A 24,102-nucleotide genomic window follows, 5' to 3' on the forward strand; every position below is an offset into this window, starting at 1 on the left:
CGCCGCCGCACCGGCGCATGGCCTACGCCTGCCGGTTAAGGGTGCGGCCCCGACAGGCCAGATAGCAATAAGATAGCACAATATTCAGGAACCGCAAGGATGAACTGTAAAAGGCTTCGGGTGGGGCCTCCCATTGAACCCCACATATCAGTCCGCCTGACGGTGTCTTACGGCCGGGAGAATGTCACCGTGTCACCGAAGCCTTAATAAAAATATCAGCCCCTTGCGGTGAAAAGTCAAGGAGAAACGGCAGATGCCCGACATCACCATTCGAATCGACGACAAACCCGTCCTGGACGCCCTCAACCGGCTGTCCCGGAAAATGGGCGACCTTTCCCCGGTTCTCAGGGTGATCGGCGAGGAACTGGTGAAGTCCACGGAGTCGCGGTTCAACAGTCAGGGTCCTGCTCCCGACGGCGCCCGGTGGGCGGCGCTGTCCCCGGCCACCCTGAAACGGAAGAAGCATTCCAAGATTCTGACGGAATCGGGACACCTCCGGGGAAGCATCCGCTCTCAACTCATGGGGACGCATGCCGTGGCTGTGGGGACGAACAGGGTTTACGGGGCGATCCACCAGCTCGGCGGAACTGCAGGAAGGGGCCGCAAGGTTCGCATCCCCGCCCGGCCCTACCTGGGGATCAGCCGGGAGGACAGCGGGCGGATTGCGGGGATCGTGGAACGGTATCTGGAGGGCAAGGTTTAATGCTTTTTCACTTAGCTTCTTAAGCCACACTTTAAGGGGTTCATTTTATGAAGAAAATGAACGTTGACCGTCCGGAAAAACGAAATCGGTGACAGACTGGAGGACCCTTTTGAGGTCTTTTGGCGGAAAAACGACGCTCAAATTTGCCCTGTAAGCGGTTATCTGTGTCAGGCGCGATCAAACCTTCGCGCGAAAAACGATCTCAAAATTTAAAGTATGTTTAAAGCTATTTCCGGGGAAATTGCAGTCTGAGTCAGGAGGGGTTTTGACGATGGGAGAGAAAATCCGGGTTCTTTTGAAGGAAATGACGGGAGTGCCCGGGGAATTCCAGGTACTGCCCGCGGGCAGGATCGACATGAAAGGTTACGGGTCGGCAACCCTGGACGAAGCCGGCGCGACGGAGATCATCGCCGAGTTCGCCAGACGCGGCCTGGATATGGTTATCGACTACGAGCACCAGACCTTGAAGGACAGCCAGGCCCCCGCGGCGGGATGGATCAAGGCGCTGACCTGGAAGGGCTCCGATGGACTCTGGGCGGTCGTGGACTGGACGCGGCAGGCGTCGAACTATCTGGCCAACAGGGAATACCGGTATTTTTCCCCGGTGGTGCTCATCGAGGAGGCGTCGGGACGGATTGTCGCCATGCTTAACGTGGCCCTGACCAACATGCCCCGGATCGACAACCTGAAGCCCCTGGTGGCGAAATGGAATTTAACCGGAGACGGGGAACCCGCCTCCCAAAACAAAGCGAAGGAGATTGTCATGATCGAAAAATTGAGGAAACTCCTCGGCCTGGCGGACGATGCCGGGGAAGACAAGGTTCTCGAAGCGGCGACCCTGGCCGTCAACACGGCGAAGGAGGCGGGCGGCAAGGGGGAAGTCGTCGCCTGCAGGGAAGTCCTGGAGGCCCTGGGAGCGAAAGAGAATGCAGACAGGGAAGAGGTGATCCGGATCGTCGCTTCCCTCAAGACCCCCGGTGACGTCGCCGTGCAGTTAAGCCACCAGGTGGCTGAGCTCACCCGGAAAATCGCCGAAATGAATCAACAGGATCTGATTGCCCTGTCCCTCAAGGAGGGGAAGACCTCTCCCGAAGAACTGGACAAGTGGGGGCGGGACCTGGCCCTGAAAAATCCGGATCAGTTCAAACTCATCGTCCTGTCCCGTCCCGCGGGAAGCGTCATCCCCGTGGAAGGGCTGCGCGTTCTGAAAGACTCCGATCCGGGGAAGATGGACGATGCCCAGAAGAGCATCAACGCGATGATGGGCATCGATGAAGACACGTTCAAAAAATACAACCAGTAGCCCTGAGCGGGGGAAGGAGGAATAGCATGACTGCTTTAGCAGATGACAAGAAAACCGAATACCGGGAAGGCGTCGAGATTTCCATTCCTGTCGATGACGGAGACAAGATTTATGCCGGCGCGATGGTCTGCGCCAATGCCGACGGTTACGCCGTTCCCGGCGCCGATACGGCAGGGTTGATCTTCATGGGCATCGCCCGTGAACAGGCCGACAACGCATCCGGCCAGGCCGGCGACATCAGTGTTCTGGTCCGTCGGCGCGGCCTGTTCAAGATGTCCTTTGCTACGGCGATTACCGAGGCCAACGTGGGAGACAGCGTCTATATTGCCGACGATCAGAATGTCGATCTGGTCGGGAACGTGACCAACGACATTTTCGCGGGAATTATTGCCGAATACATCGACACGACCCACGCCTGGGTGGACATCGAACCGGCCGTCCGGCAGTCGGATGCCGCCGCGCACATCGCCGACGGGAACGCCGCCCATGCAGCCAGCGCGATCTCCATTGCCGACGCGGGATCGTTCACCTCCCAGACCGAAGTGGAGGCGGCCCTGCAGGAGATTTACCAGCATCTGAAAAGCGCGAAGGGGATTATCGATATCCCGATCCCGTATTTTACGAATGCAGGCGTAGCCCTCGCCGCTTTTTCCGACGGCGCCAGCGCCACTCCCGGATTCTGTGTCACGGCGAAGGGTCTGGGGATCCGCTGGAACAACCACGCCACGCCCGGCGCGGTGGGAACGAAGGTTATCGTTCCCCCCGACATGGATGTGACCGCGAACGCGGTTCTGCACGTCCTTGCCGCAAAGACCGGCGCAACGGTTGGCGACGCCACGAAGTTCACCGTCGCGGCTTACAACAACGTGGTTGACGCGGCCTACGACGCGGATGACGACTTCGGTGGCGACACCAGCGCCATGACCGGCGACGCCACGGCCAAAACGGTCCAGCACGAATCGCTCACCCTGGCCCTGGCCAACCTGGCAGCCTATCCGGCGGCGATGGAGTTGACCATCAAACCGAAGGACGGCACGCTCGGAACGGACGATGTGATCCTGCTGGCGGTCTGGATCGAATACAAGAAGAAGCTGCTGACGGCGTAACATGAACCATGAACCGGGAGAGAGCGCCGCTCTCTCCCGAAAACCGGAAAAGGAGTGCATGACATGATTGTCAATCAAGCGAATCTGCAGGGAATTTACAAATCCTTCAACACGATCTTCAACCAGGCATTCGATGCTGCCCCCAGCCAATGGCCCCTGGTGGCCATGCAGGTGCCGTCCACGGGGCGCAGCGTGGATTACAAATGGCTGGGCGATTTCCCCATGATGCGGGAGTGGCTCGGCGACCGGGTTTTAAAGGACCTGTCCGCCTTCAAGTACGAAATCACCAACAAGGACTATGAATCCACCATCGAGGTGGACCGCAACGATATCGACGACGATCAGATCGGCGTCTACACGCCCATGATTCAGGGGCTTGCCCAGGCCGCGAAAGTGCACCCGGACATCCTGGTCTTCGCCCTCCTCAAAGCGGGATTCGACACGGGATGTTTCGACGGACAGTATTTTTTCGACAGCGATCACAGCGTCAACGGCGCTTCCGTTTCCAACACCGGCGGTGGAGACGGAACTCCCTGGTATCTCCTCGATCTGTCCCGGCCCATCAAGCCCATCGTCCTGCAGATCAGGAAGCGCCCCCAGTTCGTCGCGATGGACAAACCGGACGACGAGAATGTCTTTATGCGGAAGAAGTTCCGTTACGGTGTGGATGACCGGAAAAATGTCGGCTACGGTCTGTGGCAGCTTGCCTACGGCAGCAAGCAGACCCTGGACGCGACAAACTATGCCGCGGCCCGGGCGGCCATGATGGCCTTCACCAACGACGAGGGCGTGCCGTTGGGCATTACGCCGACCCACCTGGTGGTCCCCCCGACGCTCGAATCCAACGGCCGGACCGTTGTGGAAGCGCAGTTCGACGCCAACGGGGCAAGCAACGTATGGTACAACACCGCGAAGCTGGTGGTTGTGCCCTGGCTGGCTTAGTCGACAACCAATAAACAGGCGGTGGCATGTCCCACCGCCTGAATTACAAGGAGAAGGACGATGATTCGTATCAGAAGCAAAAGGGACGGCTTCCGCAGATGCGGAATAGCTCACCCATCGATGACCGTTGAATATCCGGACGGCCGGTTTTCCAGGGAAGAACTGGCAGTGTTGAAAGCTGAGCCGATGCTGCTGGTGGAGGAAATCGAGGAGGAGGAAAATCCCGGTCCGGAAACAGAAACAGGGGGCGGGGGAGAGAAAAATCCCTCTGCCGGAGAAAACAGAAAAGAGCAGGTCAAAACCGGAAAGAAAGGTAAGACATCGTAATGGCTTACTGCACCCAGGAAGAGTTGGAACAGCTGGTTCCGGAACAGGATCTGATCCAGTTGACCGACGACGCGATCCCCCCCGCGGCGATCGACGCGGACAACGTGGCCCGCGCCATTGCCGATGCCGGGGAACTCATCGACGGCTATCTGCGGGAGCGCTATACGCTGCCTCTGGAGCCCGTTCCCGGTCTGCTCAACACCCTGGCCGCGGACATCGCAGTCTGGCGGCTCTACGCCCGGAGGGCGAACATCGACCCGATGGAGGGCGTCAAGGAACGGTACCGTAACGCCCTGAAGCTGCTGGAGCAGATCCGCGACGGCAAACTCGCTCTCGGGGTTGGGGCGCTGACCACCCCGGAGACAGGCGGCGGTTCCGCTGCCGTCTCCACACCGGGAAATCGCATCTTCACCCGCGTCACCCTGAAAGGATACTGAGATGCTCAGCGAAATCGAAGAGGCAATCGCCGCCCGGATCAAGGAGAAGCTCGCCGCCGCGGCGGGTTATGTGGCCGTGCAGCGGGGAACGGAAGGGATTCCGCAGCCGGCGGTCTATGTCTCCCTGGAAGAAGGGGCCTTCGAGAAGGTGTCCTCCGATTCGTTCCGCCAGACGGTGAAGGGGTATGTGGACATCGTTTTTTCCCATCTGGGAAACGAGGAGCAGCGCCGCCGGGGGATCTATCCGATCCTGGAAGGGATCGTCCAGACCCTCCTGCTCCAGACCCTGGGGCTGGGGATTGCCCCCCTGAGGCCGAAGGCCTTCCGGAACGTCACGTCGGAGGCCCTGCGGGCGAAAGGCCTGCTGGTTTATTCCCTGGAATTCGAGACGGGCTGCCATCTCCGGAAACTGGACGAGGAGGCGGCTGCCGATCTCCTGCGGGTGGGGCTGAACTATTACCTGCAGGATCCCGAGGACGACGAGGTGGCCGATGCAGCCGATCTGATCGGCGAACCGGCCCCCGAACCGGAGCCGTAACACCAACGATCATCTCATAAAAGGAGAAAGCTCATGAAAGTGCTGGCCAAACCGGGCGCGAAATGCCCGATGGAACACAAACCCCGGGCGTACATCACGGACTCCGTTCCCGTGGACGTTCCGGATTCGATCTATTATCGGCGGCTGCTCGCCGACGGCTCCCTGATTTTCGCGGGAGCGGACGCGGCCGTAGAACCGGGAGGTGAAAAGTAATGGCATCGGAAAACATTTCCTTTGATTCCATCCCCGCGTCCATCAGGAAACCGGGGAAGTATTTCGAGTACAACACCAAACTGGCCGTGCGCACCCTGCCGGCCAACAGGCAGCGCCTGCTCATTGTCGCCCAGCGGCTGAGCACCGGGTCGGTGGCGCAGAAAGTGCCGGCGCAGGTCTTCTCCGACTCGGAAGCGGCCGCGTATTTCGGCGAGGGCTCCATCGCCCACCTGATGGTCCGGGCGGCGATCAAGGCCTATCCCTATCTGGATCTTTCCGTCTGCGCCCTGGACGATTCGGCCACTAATCCCGTCGCCCGCGCGGAAACCCTGACCCTTACCGGCCCGGCGACGACGTCGGGAGTCATTGCGCTTTCCGTCGGCAATGTCGTCATTGAAGTGGGCATCGCCACCGGGGATACGGCGGTCGAAATCGCCACGGCGATCAAGGCGGCCCTTGACGACGGATATCCCGATCTGCCCTTCACGGTTTCCCAGGGAACCGCTCCCAACGACCACATCCTCACTTTCACGGCCAGGAACAAGGGAACCGTCGCCAATCAGGTGGACTTCGCCGCCGAGGCGACCGCATCCGGCGTGACGGCGGCTCTGGCCGAAACGACCCCCGGTTCCGTCGATCCCGACATCGACGACGCCCTGGAAGCGGTATTCGCCGAGGATTACACCCTCATTGCGACCCCATTCAACGATCAGACCTCCCTGACGGCCCTGCGGGATCATCTGGACAGCGTCTCCGGCCCGATGGAGCAGCGGCCCGCCGTTGGGATTTACGGATACGACGGGGTGCTCGCCGACTGCACGACCCTGGCGGGGAACATCAACTCCGGCCGCATCCTGTGCGCCTATCTCCGCGGAACGAAATCCCCCGCCTACGAGATTGCGGCGGCAATGGCGGCGGTCATGGCCTCCGAGGAAGACCCGGCACGGCCCCTGAACACCCTGGAGTTAAAGAAGATCGCGGCGCCCCCCGTGGCCTCGCGCCTGTCCCGGACGGAGCAGGAAAGCCTCCTCTATAACGGCGTCACGCCCCTGGAAGTGGGGCCCGGAGAAAAGGTGCAGATCGTCCGGGCGATCACGACCTACATCCACGATCCCCAGGGCATCGATGACGTCTCCCTGCTGGATGTGACGACCATCCGCACCCTGGATTACGTGCGCAAGGCCTGCCGGGAACGGATCGCCCTGCGCTTCCCGCGGGAAAAGCTCTCTTCGAAGACCCCGGACAAGGTACGCGATCAGCTCCTCGACGTCCTCTATTCCCTGGAGTCGCTGGAAATCGTGGAGGAAGTGGACGCCAACGCCGCCGGTCTCGTGGTGGAACGGGATCTCCAGGACGTCAACCGCCTCGATGCGAAGATCCCCGTGGACGTCGTCAACGGCCTGCATGTCTTTGCCGGGCGCATCGATCTCTTGCTGTAAGGAGGGTTAAATCATGTCTGAACTGTTTGTATCCCGGGTGCTCCTGGAAGTGAACGGGCAGAGCGTGACGGACTTCGCGTCCGTCGAGGAAAACGAATACGAGGTTTACAAACCCGTGAACCTCATGAACGGGACGGGCCACTTCAAGACCACGGAACGCTATGGGCTGAAGCTGGACTACGTCGTCCCCGCCGACGGCGAGGAATTCGATTTCAACAGCGTGGCCGGCGGCGTGATCACCATCGACAAGCAGAACGGGAAGCGGACCACCTATACCGGCGTCTATGTCACCAAGATCGGCGCGGCCAAATACGGCGATGACAAGGAAGTCGTCAAGACCATCGAGTTTTCCGCGAAGGCCAGAAAGGAGAATTAGCCCATGCTGACGGAAAAGGGAAGTCTTCCCGTGGGGATTGAATACGCGGGGAAAGTGCACCGGGAGTTCGAAATCCGGGAGCAGCGGGTCCGTGACCTGGTGGCCGTCTATGACAACCCGGAAACGGCGAAGCGTGCCGAAATGAACGACGCCTTCATGGGCTTATGCATCCTGGCCGGCCAGGTCGTGTCCCTGGGGAGCCTCCCGGCGGAAGCGATCACGCCCGAGCTGCTCCTGGATATGGCCCAGGAGGATTTCAACGAACTGAGCGCGGCGGCGAAGCGGCTGGAGGAACGCCGCAAATCCTTTCGCGGCGAGGCGTAGGGACACGTACCGGAAGATCGTCGCCCTGCTGAAGCTGGGCGTCGATTATCCGTCGATTCTGGCCATGCCCCTCGGCGAGGCGGAGAACCTCCTGGAGGTCTGGCACGAGATGGTCAACCCGGAAGAGAAAAGGTCCGTGAAATACCGGGTGAAGAGGGATTGATACCACCATGACGAACATGAAGGTCTTCTTGGAACTGGTCGCAGATTCCCGCAGGATGAAAGACGGGATGAAACAGGGCGAACGCGCCATGTCCGGTTTTACGCACAAGGCGAAGGCGGAAATGGCGTCGCTCCGGAATGCCGTCGGCAGCCTCCAGGGCAGGCTTGCCGGGCTGGGCGTGTCGATTGGAGCGGGCGCCCTGATGTGGCAGTCGGCCAATCTGGACAAGTCTCTCACGCAGATCGGCCAGACGGCGGGCGCAACGGCCCTTCAGGTGCGGCAACTCCGCGGCGATCTGTTCCGGCTGGGAAAAGACTCCGGGCAGGATGTGGATAACCTCAAGGAAGGTTTCAATGTCCTGGTTCAGTCCGGACTGAACATGAAGGAAGCGAAGGCGACCCTGGAAGGGGTCAACACGGCGATGGCGGTCACCGGCTCCGAGGCCCGGACACTGGCCGGTGGTCTCACCGTGGCGTCAACGGCTTTTCAGTTCGATCTGGCCAAACCGGGGCTGGCCCTGGAACTGCTGGACAAGATGACCGTAGCGGGGCGGCTGGGGAATGCCGAACTGGAAAACCTGTCCGGTATTTTTGCCCGCGTGGGGGTCAACGCCGCCTCGGCGGGAATGAACTTTGACGCGACCCTGGCCTTTGTCGAGGCGCTCTCCCAGATCGAACGGGAGCCGGAGAAGCTGGCTACGCTGGCAGACAGCACTCTGCGCGTCTTCACCAATTTGAGATATATGGCGGAGGCCCAGAAGGCCACGGGCGTCCGCTTCTTCGATGCCGAGGGGCAGCGTCGGGACGCGATGGCCGTCCTGGAGGACATCCGGAAGAAATACAAGACGTTGACCACGGATGCCCAGCGGGCCGAATTCGTGCAGAAAGCCTTCGGAAAGGCGGATCTCGACACGATCAAGGGATTCAGAACCCTCTTGAGCGGGAACTCCCTGGACGACGTCCGCCGGTTTTCCCAGGAGATCGGCCAGGCGGGTGGGACACTGAAGCGGGACATGAAGGACGCCACGGCGAATCTCGTCGATCAGGCAGGCCGGTTGAAGGCTTCTCTGCGGGAAGCGGCGGACGGGTTTGCCGCTCCAGTCAACAAGGCCCTGGCGGATCTGATTGCCTGGAGCATGGCAGGCAAAAAGGACGGTGGACTGGGTCTGTCGGGCAAGGAGATGCTCGGCTATGGGGCAGGAATCAGCATCGCAACCATGCTGGCCGGTCGGTATGGCGGGAAGGCAATCGGGGGATTCCTGAAGAAACGGGCGGGAACGGCGGCGGGCATCGCTGAAGGAAAGGCCGTGCAGGCCGCCACGGGTGTGACGCCTGTCTTCGTGACGAACTGGCCGGGAGGATTCGGGGGAGCAGCCCTGGAGGCGGCAGGTGCGGGCGCGGTTGCCAGAACGGGCCTGGGAACCCTGAAAAAACTGGGAGGAAACGCCCTGAAATTCGCCCCGGCGGCGGGCGTCTGGGGACTGGGAGCGGGAACGTCAGCCCTGGCAGGCTACGGTATCGGCAACCTGCTTAACCGGGGTCTCGGCTGGCTGTCCGGAAAGGCCAGCGGCGGAAAATACAAAGGGGAAGGCTGGCTGGGCGACATGCTTTACAGCCTGGTGCATAAGGAGAAAAAACAGGAAAACAAGATCAATCTCTCTATCCGGGTTGACCAGTACGGCCGGGTGATCACCAACTCGAACGACATGAATACGACACTGAACGTAAGCATGGCAAGGGGGGCCTTCTAATGGCCGCCGAACTGAACGTCGGAGTTCTGGCCGGCATTCCCCTGGAAATGGAGATGCTCGACGATTCCTTCGCCTGTGCCATCGCCCGGTACGCCTATCCCTTCGCCGACGGCGCGGATCTGGAGGACATGGGCCAGCGGGCCCGCATGGTGCGGGTGCGGGCGTACTTTTACGACAATGCCGAAAAGGACACCTACGATGACCATATCGCCCTGATCTCCCTCCTGTCCGACCGGAAGCTGGTGGATTTCGAACATCCGAAATACGGCCTGATGAAAGGCAAGATCGAGGAGCTTAACGTCCGCCACGACGACCGTCAGCGGTGCGCCGAGGTGGACATCGCCTTTGTCGAACAGATGCGGGGAACCATCGAGCCCCTGACGCGGCCCGCGGTCCTGTCCACGGTGGAGGAGGCGTACATCGCCGGGCAGGAAGAACAGATCGCCGTCCTGCGGGAGGACCTTCTGGGGACGATCCCCGTCACGGATGCCGCCGTCCTGACGCAGATCCTCGATGCCGCCTCGACGATGCTCTCTCATGTGCAGGGCTTTTCGGCGGATCTCCGCAACGTGGTGGGCGCGGTGGAAACTTTGCTCGGCACGGCGGAGGCGACCGTCGCCGATGTCACCAGTCCTGTCGATTCCCTTCAGTCCACGCTCACCTATGACCTGACAATCCCCGGCCGCATCACGGGCGGTCTGGCCGCGGCGCTGGAAAAGACCGCCCGTCTCTGCGATTCATTGCGTAACTATCCCGCCCGGTATGTGCAGAGCCTCGATCTGGCCATGAAGGATCTGGAGGACTCCTTCGACAATCCGGCCGGTTCTCTTTCCGGATCAGCGGAAACGGATGCCGGCAGTGTCATGGCATCCCACCTGCGGATTGCCTGCGCCCAGAGGATGGCCCTGGAAACGGCGCAGGTGTTCGAGGAGGATCAGACCGCCTTTTCCGATCCGGACGATGCGGATGATTATGAGGTGCTGACGCTGCCGGAACTGGAGCAAACCCTCGCTGTCGCCCGCCGCCGTCTGGATGAGGCCGTGGATGCGGCGCGGGAGATGGGGAGTCTCAAGGAGATGGCGAAAGCCCTGCTGGAGCATGTCAACGCCGTCCGGCTGGAGCGGGAAAAGATGAAAGCGGTGCTCCTGGACAATCCCCTCCCCCTGCATCTGGTCTGCCTGCGCTACGGCTTGCCCTGCAAGGATGCGGAGAGGCTGCTTAAGGTCAACCGGGGGATCCGGAACCCGAACTTCGCCTCCGGGGAGGTTCTTGTCTATGTCCGATAAGATCTCCCTCCGGATCGGGGACAAGGCTATCGAGCATTTCCTTTCCTACAGCATCGACACCGACCTCTACACGCCGGCGGACGCCTTCCGGATGGAGCTGTCCGCACCGGAAACACAGGTTGAGGCGGGGATGCGCTGCGAGGTCTGGGTCAACGATCAACGGGAGCTCACGGGTATCATCGACCGGGTGACCCGCCGGGTCACCGAGCACGGTCAGACCCTCTCCGTGGAGGGCCGCGACCTCATGGGGCTGCTCGTGGATTCCTGCTGCGAATCGTTTGTATCTGTTAAGAACAAGTCTCTCAGGGAGCTGGCCGCGCTGCTGCTGCGCGCGGTTCCCTACATCAACAGGAAGGCCGTCGTTTATCAGTCTGCCGCCTCCGGCAAGGCGAAAACCACGACGGATCTCCTCGATGAGCCGCAGACGATCACGCAGATCGAACCGGGGATGACCGTCTTCGAAGTGCTCAAGGCCGCCGCGGTATCCCGCGGCCTGCTCTTCTACTCCCTGCCCGACGGGACTCTTGTTTTCGGCAGGCCGAAGGCGAAAGGGGAACCGGCCTTTACGCTCCAGTTGACCCGGGATGGGAAGGGAAACAACGTCATCGAAAGCGAACTGGCGCGGGACATTTCCCGCCGCTGGTCGAAGATTACGGTGCTCGGACAGCGGCAGGGGCAGGACAGCTTCGGCGCGGACGCGACGGCGATCAGGACCGGAGCGTCCCGCACGGATTCGGAAATTTCCTTCTACAAGCCCTTTGTGCAGTGCAGCAACAACGACGGCGTTTCTCCGGCCCTGATGGCCAGACTGCTGATGGAGAAAGGGAGAAAGGAAGGCTGGCAGTACGGCGTCACGGTGGCCCGGCACTCCAGCAACGGAAAAAACTGGACGGTCAACGAACTGGCCCGCGTGACGGACGAGGTGCAGGGTCTGGACGGGGTGTATCTCATCTACGGAAGGACCTTCGAACTGGACAAGAATCTGGGGCCGACAACGCGGCTGAAGCTCGGCCGGGTAGGCCTTATATAAAGGAAGGATGACGTATGGGAATGATCCGCGGCATCGTGATGTCTGTTCTGGAAGGCATGATCAAGCGGTTTTCCGCCTCCGGTCGATCCGATGAAACGATCGAGGATCGGGAGTATCTCCAGCATTACGGCTTCACCTCCCGACCGAAGACAGGCGCGGAGCTGATCATCGTCAACGAGGGCAATCACTACGTGGCCGTCGCTTCCGACGACCGCCGTTACCGGGTCGCCGTCGAGGACGGGGAAGTCTGTCTCTATACGGATGAAGGCGACAGGATCCACTTCAAGCGGAACAGGACCATCGAGATCGTCAGCGGCAACAGGCTCAAGGCGACCGTGGAAAATGACGTGGAAATCACCAGCAAAACGGCCCTGGTGACCGCGTCCGTCAGTTGTCAGGTGAACAGCCCCCTGATCAACCTGGGCGGCGACCGCGGCGGGTTGAAGGCGATCTGCGACGAGCGGCTGATCTCCTGGCTCGGTTCCCACACTCACGACGGGGGGGCAACCCCGGATCAATCCCTGACGGCGTCCGATGTCTGCACGGCCATCACGAAGGCGGGATAAAACGGGCATGAAATGGACTTCAAAATAGAAATCGACAATACGACCGGGCTGGCCGCCATGACGTTCGACAAGGCGGACACCATCATGAACAATGTCTGGCTTTCTCTGACGGTACAGCGGGGGAGTTTCTTCGCGAATCCGGGCTTCGGGTCCCGTCTGCACCTGCTTAAACGGGCGAAGCTCACTGCCGCGACGGCGAGGCTCGCGGAGGATTACTGCCGGGAGGCCCTGCAATGGATGCTGGATTCAGGAAAGGCGACCGCGATTTCCGTAACCGCCGAGCGGGACAGGACGCAGAACATCAACCGGCTGAAGCTCCTGGTGGAGGTGACCCCGGCCTCCGGGGAGCCCGTGGAATTTTCGGCCTTCGTAACCGTGGTGTGAGGACTTTTAAATGAATTTTCAACGCGATTTCAATGATCTTTTGAACGCCCTGCTTACGGACTGGCGAAACCAGTTCCCTGATGCCGACCTCTCCCAGGGGAGCCTGATTTACATGAAGTCCGCCTGCCTCGCCTCCGCCCTGTGGGGCCTTTACAAGTATCAGGAATGGATCTCGAAACAGATTTTTCCCGATACGGCGGAAACGAAATACCTGGAGCATCACGCCTGGGTGCGGGGTCTCTCCCGGCGTTCCGGAGAAACGGACGAGGAGCTGCTGGCGCGACTGCTGGAATACATCCGCCGGCCTCCGGCGGGCGGAAATAAATATGACTACCAGAAATGGGCGCTGGAAATCGACAACGTGGCGAATGCCTGGTGCATCCCTCTGAGTCAGGGACCGGGTACGGTGGACGTGATCATTGCCGCCGACGAAACAGTCACGGGTTCGGAAATCCCCAGCTCCCATGCCCTGACGGGGACAACCACGGCAATTACGGAAAACAAACTGGTGGACGGCGCCGCTGATTTTATGGCCACCGGCGACGGCGGACCGGTCCGGATCGGCGACATCGCCGTCAATGACGACACCGGCGGCCAGGCAGTAATTACAGCAGTGGACAACGCCACCCAGTTGACTCTGGATACGGACATTTTCAGCTCAATCGGCCAGTCCTACACCCTGAAGTCCCTGACGGCGCAGGTTGGAGAATACATCGACGACGTGCGGCCCGTGACGGTTTCCATCGTCCGTATCCTGCCGCCGGCGGTAACCCTCCAGGATGTCACAATGACCGTCACCGGAACCGTGAACAAAGAGGCTATCGCATCCGCAATCACATCCCTTTTGCGCAGCCTGGTTCCCGGGCAGACCCTGTATCTCAGCCGGCTGATCGCCATCGCCATTCAGGAGGGAGCGACCAATGCGTCGATATCCGCGCCGGCTGCCGACATGTCCCCCGGCCCGTACGAAATGCTCAGGCCGGGAACGATAACCGTATCATAATGAGGCTGAACAATGACCCATGAAGAGGTCCTGAATCTCCTGTTCCCCGTTCGATTGACGGGGGTGCATGCGAAGGACACGGCCAGGGAAGGCGCGGCCCTGGATGACGTGCAGATCTCGGCGGAGCGGCTCCTGACAGAAATGTTCCCCGATGTGGCCCATAGCCTGTTATCGGACTGGGAGCGGATCTGTGCCCTGATCCCCGATGAAGACGCTCCCCTGCAAGCCCGCCGCAACGCCGTTCTGAAAAAACTGAGGGAGATCGGCGGATTGTCGCGCTCTTATTTCATCGACCTGGCTTCTTCCTACGGCTGGATCATCGCCATCGATGAACTGCTGCCTTTCATGGCGGGCTGGGGTCGCTGCGGCGATCCGCTCTATGAGGAGCAGGTCCGCTGGATCTGGCGGGTCAATGTCTCGGGCCAGGCTGCCTATTCGTTCCGGGCAGGATCATCCGCCGCCGGAGAACGTCTTTCCTGGTGGACACCCAACATAGAGCTGGAAACCCTTCTGGAGGAGCTGAAACCAGCCCATACGGTCGTGATCTTCAACTATGCATAGAGTGACGGAAACGCAAAACCCGGTGCTGCAGTTATTATTGAACACTATTGAACAATAAGGAGGAATTATGGCCAAAACAAATTTTGTGGACGGCAATCCCGCCGAGCAAATCGAAGGGACGATCGTCACCGCGGCGTTCCTCAACGCCCTGAACAACCACCGTCACCGGGGCCTGGCCGAGGACGGCGACGGCGCAATCGACTATGCCGCCGACACCGGATCGGCAGATGCATACGCGATAGCCCTGTCTCCGGCCCTGGCAGCCCATGTGACTGGAATGCCGATATCGTTTAAGGCGGCCAATGCCAACACGGGAGCGGCAACCCTCAATGTCGACGGGCTGGGCGCGGTTGCCGTTAAGAAAAAGGGCGGCGTGACACTCGTCGCCGGTGACATACCGGTCGATGGAATAGCAGTGGTTGCCTATGATGGCACCTGTTATCAACTGCTCAATCCGGCCTCAAGCTCATTGAAACAGATCCAATCCATCGCCGCATCGGTAGGCTCCAACGCCCTGTCGCTGACCTACAACGGCGGCACTTTGGATTTCAGGAACGCCACATTGGCCGTCGGCGCTCCCGTGACAGGCGTGGATGTATCCACAATTTCCCTTACTGTTCCTTCCGGGGCCACTTTGGGAACGGTTAACGCGATCCAGGCCATGCTTGCCCTGGTAGTCCTTTACAATGGAGGCAGTCCTGCTCTCGGTGTCGTCAATATGGGTGGCAGTGTAAATCTCGATGAAACCACCTTATTGTCCACTACGGCAATCAGCGACGCCGCTGATTCCGCTGCTGTTGTTTATTCAACCAACGCGATCACCAACAGTCCTTTTAGAGTAGTTGGCTTCATTAACATCACGGAAGCGACGGCAGGAGCTTGGGCCACGGCTCCTACACTGGTCCAGGGACATGGCGGTCAGGCAATGGCAGCAATGCAGTCGCTTGGATATGGCCAGACCTGGCAGAATGTAACTGCAAGCAGGTCGGTGAATACGACCTATTACAACACGACTTCACGCCCGATTATGCTGTCCGTCACATCGAGTGGAGGCTCTCCAACTTTGACGATGGAGTTATATATCAACGGAGAGTTGATGCAGCGACCATCGGTATCTGGCACTGGCGTAACAACTCAAATGTTCGTATCAGCAATTATTCCATCGGGAGCAAGTTATAAAGTTGCGGCCGGGGGGGTGGCATATTGGCTTGAATTAAGATGAGAGGAGGAGAATACATGCCATATTATAAAGATAAAAATAATAATATTCACTTTCTGGATAATGAAAAATTTGAACAACTATTGCCGTCAGGGTGCTTAAAAATCACAGATATTGAAGCAAACGCAATCCAGAACCCGCCGTTGACCCTTGATCAGGCCAAAGCGAACAAACTCACTGATCTGGCAAATTATCGCTATGAAAAAGAGTGCGGAGGGACGACGGTCTCTGGTATGGAAATCAAGACCGACCGGGAAAGTCAGGCCAAAATCAGCGGCGCTGTGGCTCTTGCCATCCAAATCCCAACCATGACCTTCAATTGGAAGTCCAAGAAAGGATTCGTGGCTCTGGATAAAACTCAGATCACGGCCATCGGTCAAGCCGTCGGCGTGTTTGTTCAAGCTTGTTATACCAACGAGATGGCTCATGCGAAAGCCATTGAAGCCTTGACGACCGTGGCGGCTATCGAGGCATACGACATCACGACCGGCTGGCCGGGATAGCTCGATTGAGTAAATACAGAATATTAGCTTTTAACGATTTTCTGGAAGTCCTGTGCCGTAAGATGGACACATTTTCTTCAATATAAATGTGCCATATAATGGCGATTACCCACGATCCGATAAGGATTCCAAGAGAGCAGAGGAAAGTCCCATTAATGGCTATGCCTGTATGTCGTAAAAACTCGATAAAAATAGTGTGAAGCAGATAGCATGAATAAGATGCGTCACCCATTAACATAATTGCTCGTGGTTTCAAATCGGCGCAGGAATTCGATGCGAGGATTGCCGCCATAAAAAGAGACGGGACCGCAAAAACAGGATTGACAGCATAAAGTGTGGCTGCAACGTATGCTGAAAGGGAAACTGGAAACGTCCAAAAAGGCAAGCGAAGCGTGGTGTATTTTGATTTTATCCATTCGGAAATATACCAGATAGCTATGCCGAAAACGAAATACTTTACGTAGCCGTGTGTATAATAATAGAGAATTGCCTTATTGCCGGTAATGTATGGCAGGCCGCCCATTAAGGCAAGTATAATCGCCCCAGCTATAATCGGAGCCTTGGATTGATTGATTATAATTGACAGTGTAAAGACCGCGTAAAAATACATCTCCAGATTGAGTGTCCATCCAACGCCGAGCACAGGGAAAAGGCCTGCTATTGAGGCGTGAGGAATAAAAAATGCGCTTAATAGTGTGTGTTCAAGTGGCCAGTATGTCCACATCGTAAAGATGGTGAGCAATGCTGCCATTGATACCCAATAGTTCGGGACGATACGCCAGATTCGATCACGTGCGAAATCTAATGCGCTACGGTCGCTGATCTTGCACATAAGATAACCAGAGAGCACAAAAAAAAGTGCTACACCATGAAACTCGGTATGTACGCCAGCAATGACAGCATTAGTGTGATAAACGACAACTCCGGATGCCGCAAAAGCTCTTAATATTTGAAGATTTCCAATCATAAAGACTATCCTCAGAGAACAATTAAAACAGATAGAATGGTGTAAGGACGATCCGGGAGTTTGCCAGAAGAATCTTCAAAAGTCAATTGAAGCCCTTGGAATTATTTCCCCAAAGCGTAGACAATTGTAGACAAATTAAAAGGATTTACACTTGTAACCCTATGATAGGTGACGTGCGATTCGAACGGCTTTATTAAAACCATGTAAACATCATAAATAGCCGGTAGAGCTAATAAAAAAAACGAGTGAACGAGGAGCTGCTGAATATGAATTTCACACCTAAAAAAAGTTGATAAAAAATGCTTTAAAAATGTGCCCAAAAAAGGCCAATTACACCTAATTTAAAATGAGTATAATTGGCTCAAAAAATCAAAAAATCGTGTCGCAAACTAAAAGTAAAACAGTCGCAAAATAAAAGTAAAATGACAAAATTTCTACAAGCCACGATCTCACCCTGAGACGATAACCGGCATATTTATCCTCCTTAAGAGGATTGTTCCAATGAAGGGTTTATTAGTTTTCAGCAGTTATGCAGGACTAAGGAAAAGGGCGAAAAAATTCAGAAGTGGTAAAATAGCGGTAAAAATATGGTGTAAAAGAAAAAAGGACTTAACCAAATCTGGCTAAGTCCTTGATTTAAATGGTGGGTCAGGGCGGAATTGAACCGCCGACACTCGGATTTTCAGTCCGATGCTCTACCGACTGAGCTACCGACCCAACCTGATGTTTTAATACCTTTCAAAGATGGCTGTCTGATTATAGGATGTGCGCTTGTTTGTCAAGGTTTTTTTACTCACCTTCAGTTTCAGTGCCAAGCGATCCTTCCTGCCTGTAAATCACGATGGTCCCGGCAATTTTGTCGTGCCAGCCCTGTTTTTTGCCGTCAAAGATGATCCAGAGAAATCCCAGATAAAAAATCAGCGCCGAGAAGATGTAACCCACCCAGCGGAGGAAGGCAATGCCCGGAGTTATCTTTTCACCGGAGGTTTGGACAACTCTCAGCCCGAAGAGCATCTTGCCCGGCGTTTGTCCCGTGGTTCCATGAAAATAGGTAAAGTAAAGCATTCCAAGGAGATGGGTCATTGCATAATAGATGATCATGAAACGCCCCATGATATCTCCCGGCTCTACCGCGTCAAATCCGGCGCGCAGGGCGGAAAGACCGACGAGCAGAAAAATCAGGCAGATGAAGAACAAAATCAATTTGTCGACAAGAAAGGCGAGGGCTCTTATCCAGAATCCTCCATATCGATAAGGCGTCATTCGTTATTCCTCGAGAATTACGGCTTTTTGTGCGTTTTCGAGACCGATTCCGAACAGGCCGACTTCATATTGAATAATGGCCAGAATGGCGACCGCAGCGGTTTCCAGCTTGAGGATCTGCTTTCCCAGACTGACGGAAACAAACCCCGCGGCCGTTGCCGCTTCGACTTCTTCGGAAGTCAGGCCCCCTTCGGGACCCACAAGAATTGAAAAAATACAGGTGCCGGAAAATTTTTTCAAAAGATCCTTCAAGCCCTGCCGGGATTCCTCTTCCCAGAAGATCATCTTTAATGAATCCGCGTCCGCTGCCTTCAGTATGCCTGCAAAAGACTGAATTTCCGGTATGTTCGGCACATCGGAACGGCGGCACTGCCTTGCCGCCTCGCCCGCGATTTTGCGCCATCGCTCCGTTTTAAGGCGCGCTTTTTCAGGAGGCAGTCTGGGAATCGAGCGCTCTGAAGAAAAAGGAAGAATTTCATCGACGCCCAGTTCCGTCGCCTTCTGAACGATGAAATCCATTTTCTGCCCCTTGGGGAGCGCCTGAATAAGGGTGATTCGGGCCGGTCGTTCCGGTGCGGACTTCCGGTCGATGATTTCCGCAAGAGCCCGCTCTGCTGAAATGTCGACAATAACGGCCGTGTACTCCTGCCCCCGCCCGTCAAATAGGGAAAGCCTGCTGCCCGGCTTCATCCGCTGGACGGACCGGACATAGTGCAGGTGCTCTTCGCTCAGGAAACAGCGATCGCCCACGGTCAAGACGCAGGGATAATAGAGTCGGGGAATTGTCAAGGCTGAGCCGTCTCTTTTTTCATGACGTAACAGACCCACTCCTTGTCCGTGATGGTGGAGTGGAGAATCAGAGGATCATGAAAAAAATGAGCTTCCATATCTCTCCGATTCTGATCAATGATGCCGGAGAGGATCAGATAACCTCCGGGGCGGAGCAGTGAAATCAGTTTTTTCCTGAGCTTGATCAGCAGATTGGCTGTGAGGTTGGCAACAATCAGATTGTAGGTTCCCTTGAGGGTTGAAATCTCCTCCTGCCTGACGGAAACCCGGTCTTCCACGTGATTGATGGCTATGTTTTCCTTCGCGATCTCTGTAGCCTTCGGGTCGATATCGACACACAGGACGCGTTCCGCGCCCAGTTTCGCGCTGGCAATCCCCAGGATGCCCGTTCCCGTGCCCACATCGAGAACGTTGAGCGGCTCCGGGGAACGCCTGGTGAGAATCAAATCCTCCAGGACTTCAAGGCACATCCGGGTGGAGGCATGTTGACCCGTTCCGAACGCCATCCCGGGATCGATTTCGATGACGATATCGCTTCCCAGGGGAGTGTACCGTTCCCATGTCGGTTTGATCACAATGTTCCGGCTGACCCGGAGCGGTTTGAAATATTTCTTCCACTGTTCGCCCCAGTCCGGGTCTGTGATGACTTCCGTTTTCATTTCCGGGGCGCTGAATTCGGGAAAAATCTCTGAAAGACTTTGAAGATATGTCCTGAGGGCGGCCAGGCGGCTCTCCAGGCGGACATCGCAGGGCAGGTAGGCGTTTACTGATTCATTCAGGGGGGATTCCGGGAAATCCCCCTCGACTTGAGGTCCCAGATTTTCCTGGAAAACGCCTTCAGCGCCCATTTCCGTTACAAAGTTGGAAAGCGCGTCCACCAGTTCGGGTGGCGAGGTCAGCACGATTTTCAACCATTTCCCCTTGTTCCCCGTATCTTTACCGGCGCGGCTCGGCATGTTCGGCCTCCTGCTGACTGAAAAATTTCGTTGCTGGTTCAACCTGCTGTTCCCATTGACACTTCCACAGATTGCCGAGGAAGCGATTGATTCGTCTTATAACGCCTTTCCATCGATATTTCAAGCAGCTTGAATTTTCCCGGTCATCATGATAGCGTCGTTCCTCTGTTTTCAGATCCTATTATCAGGGATTTTCTTTTCGATGAAATATTACCCCGTTTTTTTTGATTTGAGGGAAAAAGTCTGTCTCGTTGTCGGCGGCGGGGCGGTTTCGGAACGCAAGGTCCAACGGCTTCTGGAGTGTGGCGCCTCTGTCCGTGTCGTAAGCAAGTCTCTTTCGGCTGGACTGCAGTGCCTGCTGGATCAGAAACAGATCCAGTGCCCGGCTGTTCGGTATTCCCCGAACTGCCTGGACGGGGTCTTTCTGGTGGTCTGCGCCACGGATGACAAGGCGATGAACGAGCAGGTGATGCGGGACTGCCGGAGTCGGGGGATTCCCGTCAATGTGGTGGATGACCCGGAGCTTTGTGATTTTATCCTGCCCTCGATTGTCGAACAGGGGGACCTGACCATTGCCGTTTCCACGGGTGGAAAAAGCCCGGCTCTGGCGAAATGTCTGCGTGAGGAACTGGAGTGCAGGTATGGACCGGAATACCGGGAAATGGTGGATATTATGGGAGAACTGCGGAAGCGGATTGTGGCGAGAGGCCGGCCAACTGAAGAAAACAGGACCCTTTTCGAGGCCGTGGTTTATTCGGACATTCTGGAACTTCTCCGCAGGGGGGACTTGGAAGGCGTCAGAGTCAGAGTTCGGGAGCTTACCGGGGAAGACCTGGAAATAAAGGCAACATGAACACATTTTTCTTCAAGGCGGCGTTTTGCGCTTATCTGGTCAGCGCGCTTGGTTACGTGGCTTCCCTGCTGGTGAACCGGTTCCGGATAGCAAAGATGGCCCTCTGGCTGATGATTTCGGCCTTTCTGTTTCACTCCCTTTTCCTTCTGTATCGACTTTTTGAAACGGGGCAGACGCCTCTTCTGGGTTTCCACGAAGCTCTGACCTTTTTCGCCTGGGTTATGGCCGGGATTTTTCTGGCTCTGCAGTTCAAAACCCGGACGGTGGTTCTGGGGGCCTTCGTATCGCCTGTCGTTTGCCTGCTGATGATTTATGCGAGTCTGGGGCTGCGGAGTGCCGTCACGATCCCCGCGGTCCTGCAGGGTGGCCTGGTGCCGCTCCACGTGATTCTTTCCGTGACGGGCGAGGCCCTTTTTGCCCTGGCGTCCTGTGCGGGGGCCATGTATCTGCTGCAGGACCGTTTCCTCAAGAGCAAGAAAGCGGGGCGCATCAGCCGGCTGCTTCCTTCACTGGGAGATCTGGACCGGATCAATCATCTCTGTCTGCTATGGGGATTTCCCCTGCTGACCATGGGGGTGCTGACAGGTTCCCTCTGGGCCCGACTGGCCCTGGGGAACTCCTGGCTCTGGGATCCCAAACAGGTCTGGACCTTTACGGTCTGGGGAACTTATGCTGTTTTGCTCCATCAGCGCCTGGCCATTGGCTGGAAGGGTCATAAAACCGCCGTTTTTTCACTTCTGGCTTTTCTCCTCTTTCTTGCGGCCTTTCTTGTGGAAAGGGCTTTTTTTACCACGTTTCACCGGTTTCTCTGAGATCATGGGCATTCTTCTTATCGGCATGAGCCATAAAACCTCACCCCTGGCCGTTCGGGAGCGGTTTTCCCTTTCCTGCGAAAACCGGGATCATCCTCTGGATCGAATCCGGCAGATGCCGTCGATCCGGGAAGCCCTGTATCTGGCTACATGCAACCGGGTGGAGGTGCTGGTCAGCGCCGCGGAAGAAGCGGAACAGGCGGTTGAAGAAGGACTGAAAGCTCTGATGGCCGAACGGGGGGGGATATCCGGGCAGGAACTGGAACGCTGCCTTTATACGCTGAGCGGGGCGGAGGCTGTACGGCATCTGTTCCGGGTGGCTTCCAGTCTGGATTCCCTGGTCATGGGGGAACCGCAGATTCTCGGTCAGGTCAAGGAAGCTTACCGGGAAGCCGTGGAACATGGTGTCACGGGGATCCTGCTGAACCGGATTCTTCATCATGCCTTTCAGGTGGCCAAACGGGTGAGAACGGAGACCGGCATTGCCGATAACGCGGTGTCCGTCGGGTATGCCGCGGTCGAACTGGCGAAGAAGATCTTCGGGAGGCTTGATGGGAAAGTAATTCTCCTGGTGGGGGCGGGGGAGATGTCCGAACTGGCGGCCCGCCATCTGCTGAAGCAGGGCATCAAATCCATTTTCGTCGCCAACCGGACCCATGCCCGGGCATTGGAGATGGCGGAACAGTTTGAGGGAAAGGCGGTCGTTCTGGAGCAGGTGCCCGAGGTTTTGAAATCGGTGGACATCGTGATCAGCTCCACGGGCGCGTCCAACTATGTCCTGACCCGTGACATGGTCGCCGCGGCCCTGCGCCGGAGAAAAAACCGTTTTCTCTTTCTCATCGATATTGCCGTTCCCCGGGATATCGAGCCGGCGGCGGGAGACATAGACAACGTTTACCTTTACAATATCGACCACCTTCAGGAACTGGTGGATGAGAACCGAAACCATCGTCTGCGGGAAGCGGAAAAGGCCGAGGCGATCATTGAAGAAGAGGTGGGCAATCATACAGCCTGGCTTTCCACTCTGGATGTGGTGCCCACCATTGTGGAATTCCGGGAAAAGATCGAGGGAATCATGAAAGCGGAGCTGGGAAAATCAGCCTCATGGCGGCACTCGCTGAGCGAGATTGACCAGCGTCATGTTGAAAGCCTGATGGCTTCCATCGTCAACAAAATCCTTCATGAGCCCACGGCCTGCCTGCGGGAGCAGAGCCGGAACCGGAACGGAAAGGCTTACGCCGCCGCACTCCGGAAGCTCTTCAAACTGGAAAGGTAGAAGGAGAGGGACGAACTCATTCGACAGTCATTGAAAATCGGAACAAGGGGAAGCGCCCTGGCCCTGACGCAGACACGCCAGATCGCGGCGCGTCTGCAGGGCCAATATCCCGAAATGCATCTTGAGATCGTGGTGATCAAGACCAGCGGTGACATCCAGAAGGACGTGCCGCTGGCGAAAATCGGGGGGAAAGGGCTGTTTATCAAGGAGATCGAAGAGGCCCTGCTGGCCGGAACGGTTGATCTGGCCGTCCACAGCATGAAGGATCTGCCGGCGGAGCTTCCAGAGGGACTTCAGATTGCCGCCGTCCCGAGACGAGAGGATCCTCGGGATGTGCTGATTTCCGGGATATGCCGGGAATTTGATAATCTGCCTGCGGGGGCGCGGATCGGGACAGGCTCCCTGCGCCGGAGCGTGCAGCTTCGGGACTGGCGGCCCGATCTGGAGATCGTGCCGCTCCGGGGCAATCTGGACACCCGGATCCGGAAGGTGGCGCAGGCGGCACTGGATGGGGTCGTCGTCGCCGCGGCGGGAATCCGCCGGATGGGCTGGGCGGAGAAGGTGACGCAGTTTATCCCAACGGAGAAGATGCTGCCGGCGGTGGGGCAGGGGGTCCTCTGTCTGGAAACCCGCGAAGAGGATGAGGACCTGAAAGCGGGGCTGGCCTTTCTGGAAGACAAGAGGACACGGAGGGAAGTTACGGCGGAGCGCGCCTTCCTGCGGCGTCTGGGCGGCGGTTGTACCCTGCCCGTAGCCGCCTTTGCGGAACAGCGGGGGGATGTCCTGACGATTCGGGGGATGGTGGGAAGCCTGAACGAACGGACGATGATCCGGCAGGAAATTTATGGGTCGGTGGAACAAGCCGTGGATCTTGGGACGGAACTGGCTGAGCGTCTGCTGGACGGAGGCGGGCGCATTCTTCTGGAACACCTGGAGGATGGGCAGCCCTGATCAATCCATTTCAATATAGCAGAATCGCCGCATTCCGTGGTGGGAGCGCATTTTCAATAAAG

The 24,102-nt window shown here is 57.4% G+C and carries 28 protein-coding genes and 1 tRNA gene; 24 read left to right on the plus strand and 5 right to left on the minus strand.

The features are described 5' to 3' along the window. Positions 1–253: 253 nt before the first annotated feature. The 20 genes from SYN_RS02600 to SYN_RS14990 all read left to right on the plus strand — a co-directional run bounded on the left by SYN_RS02600 (position 254) and on the right by SYN_RS14990 (position 16,173). Complete coding sequence (locus tag SYN_RS02600) at positions 254–703, plus strand: phage virion morphogenesis protein (RefSeq protein ID WP_011416459.1); 450 nt, start codon at positions 254–256, stop codon at positions 701–703. A 271-nt stretch (positions 704–974) separates the two neighbouring features. Further along, positions 975–2,006: a phage protease gene (locus SYN_RS02605; RefSeq protein WP_041584651.1), complete on the plus strand. Its 1,032-nt coding sequence runs from the start codon at positions 975–977 to the stop codon at positions 2,004–2,006. Positions 2,007–2,032: 26 nt separating this feature from the next. Continuing rightward, positions 2,033–3,112, plus strand: coding sequence for a hypothetical protein (locus tag SYN_RS14980; protein ID WP_011416461.1), 1,080 nt, complete (start codon positions 2,033–2,035; stop codon positions 3,110–3,112). Positions 3,113–3,175: 63 nt separating this feature from the next. Beyond that, positions 3,176–4,054, plus strand: a complete 879-nt coding sequence (locus SYN_RS02615) for a Mu-like prophage major head subunit gpT family protein (protein WP_011416462.1) — start codon at positions 3,176–3,178, stop codon at positions 4,052–4,054. 60 nt (positions 4,055–4,114) lie between these two features. After that, complete coding sequence (locus tag SYN_RS02620; RefSeq protein WP_041584652.1) at positions 4,115–4,381, plus strand: HI1506-related protein; 267 nt, start codon at positions 4,115–4,117, stop codon at positions 4,379–4,381. Continuing rightward, positions 4,381–4,818, plus strand: coding sequence for a gp436 family protein (locus SYN_RS02625; protein WP_011416464.1), 438 nt, complete (start codon positions 4,381–4,383; stop codon positions 4,816–4,818). The genes SYN_RS02620 and SYN_RS02625 overlap by 1 nt, the downstream gene beginning before the upstream one ends. A 1-nt stretch (position 4,819) precedes the next feature. Continuing rightward, complete coding sequence (locus SYN_RS02630) at positions 4,820–5,356, plus strand: phage protein Gp37 (RefSeq protein ID WP_011416465.1); 537 nt, start codon at positions 4,820–4,822, stop codon at positions 5,354–5,356. A gap of 33 nt (positions 5,357–5,389) precedes the next feature. Continuing rightward, a complete protein-coding gene (locus SYN_RS02635) occupies positions 5,390–5,569 on the plus strand; it encodes a hypothetical protein (RefSeq protein WP_011416466.1) in 180 nt (59 codons plus the stop codon). Further along, positions 5,569–7,008, plus strand: coding sequence for a phage tail sheath subtilisin-like domain-containing protein (locus SYN_RS02640; RefSeq protein WP_011416467.1), 1,440 nt, complete (start codon positions 5,569–5,571; stop codon positions 7,006–7,008). Before SYN_RS02635 ends, SYN_RS02640 begins: the two co-directional genes overlap by 1 nt. 13 nt (positions 7,009–7,021) lie before the next feature. Further along, on the plus strand, positions 7,022–7,384 hold the full coding sequence (locus tag SYN_RS02645) for a hypothetical protein (RefSeq protein ID WP_011416468.1): 363 nt from the start codon (positions 7,022–7,024) through the stop codon (positions 7,382–7,384). Between the two features lie 3 nt (positions 7,385–7,387). Further along, the gene (locus tag SYN_RS02650) at positions 7,388–7,708 is read left to right on the plus strand and encodes a phage tail assembly protein (RefSeq protein WP_011416469.1); all 321 of its coding nucleotides are present in this window, start codon (positions 7,388–7,390) and stop codon (positions 7,706–7,708) included. Positions 7,709–7,878: 170 nt separating this feature from the next. Then, the gene (locus SYN_RS02655; protein ID WP_011416470.1) at positions 7,879–9,621 is read left to right on the plus strand and encodes a phage tail tape measure protein; all 1,743 of its coding nucleotides are present in this window, start codon (positions 7,879–7,881) and stop codon (positions 9,619–9,621) included. After that, positions 9,621–10,907 (plus strand): DNA circularization protein, encoded by a 1,287-nt coding sequence (locus SYN_RS02660; protein ID WP_011416471.1) that lies wholly within the window; start codon positions 9,621–9,623, stop codon positions 10,905–10,907. The genes SYN_RS02655 and SYN_RS02660 overlap by 1 nt, the downstream gene beginning before the upstream one ends. Continuing rightward, positions 10,897–11,937, plus strand: coding sequence for a phage baseplate assembly protein (locus tag SYN_RS14985; RefSeq protein WP_049749874.1), 1,041 nt, complete (start codon positions 10,897–10,899; stop codon positions 11,935–11,937). The genes SYN_RS02660 and SYN_RS14985 overlap by 11 nt, the downstream gene beginning before the upstream one ends. Before the next feature lie 14 nt (positions 11,938–11,951). After that, positions 11,952–12,503, plus strand: a complete 552-nt coding sequence (locus SYN_RS02670) for a phage baseplate assembly protein domain-containing protein (protein ID WP_011416473.1) — start codon at positions 11,952–11,954, stop codon at positions 12,501–12,503. 12 nt (positions 12,504–12,515) lie between these two features. Further along, positions 12,516–12,887, plus strand: a complete 372-nt coding sequence (locus SYN_RS02675) for a phage GP46 family protein (protein WP_011416474.1) — start codon at positions 12,516–12,518, stop codon at positions 12,885–12,887. Between the two features lie 10 nt (positions 12,888–12,897). Further along, entirely contained in the window at positions 12,898–13,890 is a 993-nt protein-coding gene (locus SYN_RS02680) for a baseplate J/gp47 family protein (RefSeq protein ID WP_011416475.1), read from the plus strand. A 12-nt stretch (positions 13,891–13,902) separates the two neighbouring features. Next, a complete protein-coding gene (locus tag SYN_RS02685; protein WP_011416476.1) occupies positions 13,903–14,451 on the plus strand; it encodes a YmfQ family protein in 549 nt (182 codons plus the stop codon). Between the two features lie 67 nt (positions 14,452–14,518). Next, positions 14,519–15,673 (plus strand): hypothetical protein, encoded by a 1,155-nt coding sequence (locus SYN_RS02690; protein ID WP_011416477.1) that lies wholly within the window; start codon positions 14,519–14,521, stop codon positions 15,671–15,673. A gap of 14 nt (positions 15,674–15,687) precedes the next feature. Next, on the plus strand, positions 15,688–16,173 hold the full coding sequence (locus tag SYN_RS14990) for a DUF4376 domain-containing protein (protein ID WP_049749875.1): 486 nt from the start codon (positions 15,688–15,690) through the stop codon (positions 16,171–16,173). Here the strand turns inward: SYN_RS14990 and SYN_RS14995 are convergent. The 5 genes from SYN_RS14995 to prmA form a co-directional block, all read right to left on the minus strand. After that, on the minus strand, positions 16,151–17,140 hold the full coding sequence (locus tag SYN_RS14995; protein WP_011416479.1) for an acyltransferase family protein: 990 nt from the start codon (positions 17,138–17,140) through the stop codon (positions 16,151–16,153). The genes SYN_RS14990 and SYN_RS14995 overlap by 23 nt on opposite strands. A gap of 641 nt (positions 17,141–17,781) precedes the next feature. Beyond that, positions 17,782–17,857 (minus strand) — tRNA-Phe (locus SYN_RS02705). Between the two features lie 72 nt (positions 17,858–17,929). Beyond that, a complete protein-coding gene (locus SYN_RS02710) occupies positions 17,930–18,403 on the minus strand; it encodes an RDD family protein (protein WP_011416480.1) in 474 nt (157 codons plus the stop codon). A 3-nt stretch (positions 18,404–18,406) separates the two neighbouring features. Continuing rightward, a complete protein-coding gene (locus SYN_RS02715; RefSeq protein ID WP_049749876.1) occupies positions 18,407–19,192 on the minus strand; it encodes a 16S rRNA (uracil(1498)-N(3))-methyltransferase in 786 nt (261 codons plus the stop codon). Further along, a complete protein-coding gene (gene prmA, locus SYN_RS02720) occupies positions 19,189–20,148 on the minus strand; it encodes a 50S ribosomal protein L11 methyltransferase (RefSeq protein ID WP_011416482.1) in 960 nt (319 codons plus the stop codon). The genes SYN_RS02715 and prmA overlap by 4 nt, the downstream gene beginning before the upstream one ends. A gap of 202 nt (positions 20,149–20,350) precedes the next feature. Here prmA and SYN_RS02725 point away from each other — a divergent pair, with 202 nt between their 5' ends. Genes SYN_RS02725 through hemC form a run of 4 tightly spaced genes read left to right on the plus strand, consistent with a single transcriptional unit; the run spans position 20,351 to position 24,040 of the window. Continuing rightward, positions 20,351–21,001, plus strand: coding sequence for a precorrin-2 dehydrogenase/sirohydrochlorin ferrochelatase family protein (locus SYN_RS02725; protein ID WP_011416483.1), 651 nt, complete (start codon positions 20,351–20,353; stop codon positions 20,999–21,001). Beyond that, positions 20,998–21,813 (plus strand): cytochrome C assembly family protein, encoded by an 816-nt coding sequence (gene ccsA, locus SYN_RS02730; protein WP_011416484.1) that lies wholly within the window; start codon positions 20,998–21,000, stop codon positions 21,811–21,813. Before SYN_RS02725 ends, ccsA begins: the two co-directional genes overlap by 4 nt. A 4-nt stretch (positions 21,814–21,817) precedes the next feature. After that, the gene (gene hemA / locus SYN_RS02735; protein WP_049749877.1) at positions 21,818–23,089 is read left to right on the plus strand and encodes a glutamyl-tRNA reductase; all 1,272 of its coding nucleotides are present in this window, start codon (positions 21,818–21,820) and stop codon (positions 23,087–23,089) included. A gap of 30 nt (positions 23,090–23,119) precedes the next feature. Then, complete coding sequence (gene hemC / locus SYN_RS02740) at positions 23,120–24,040, plus strand: hydroxymethylbilane synthase (RefSeq protein ID WP_011416486.1); 921 nt, start codon at positions 23,120–23,122, stop codon at positions 24,038–24,040. The last annotated feature ends 62 nt before the right edge of the window (positions 24,041–24,102 follow it).

It is taken from the genome of Syntrophus aciditrophicus SB (genome assembly GCF_000013405.1).
GTDB lineage: Bacteria > Desulfobacterota > Syntrophia > Syntrophales > Syntrophaceae > Syntrophus > Syntrophus aciditrophicus.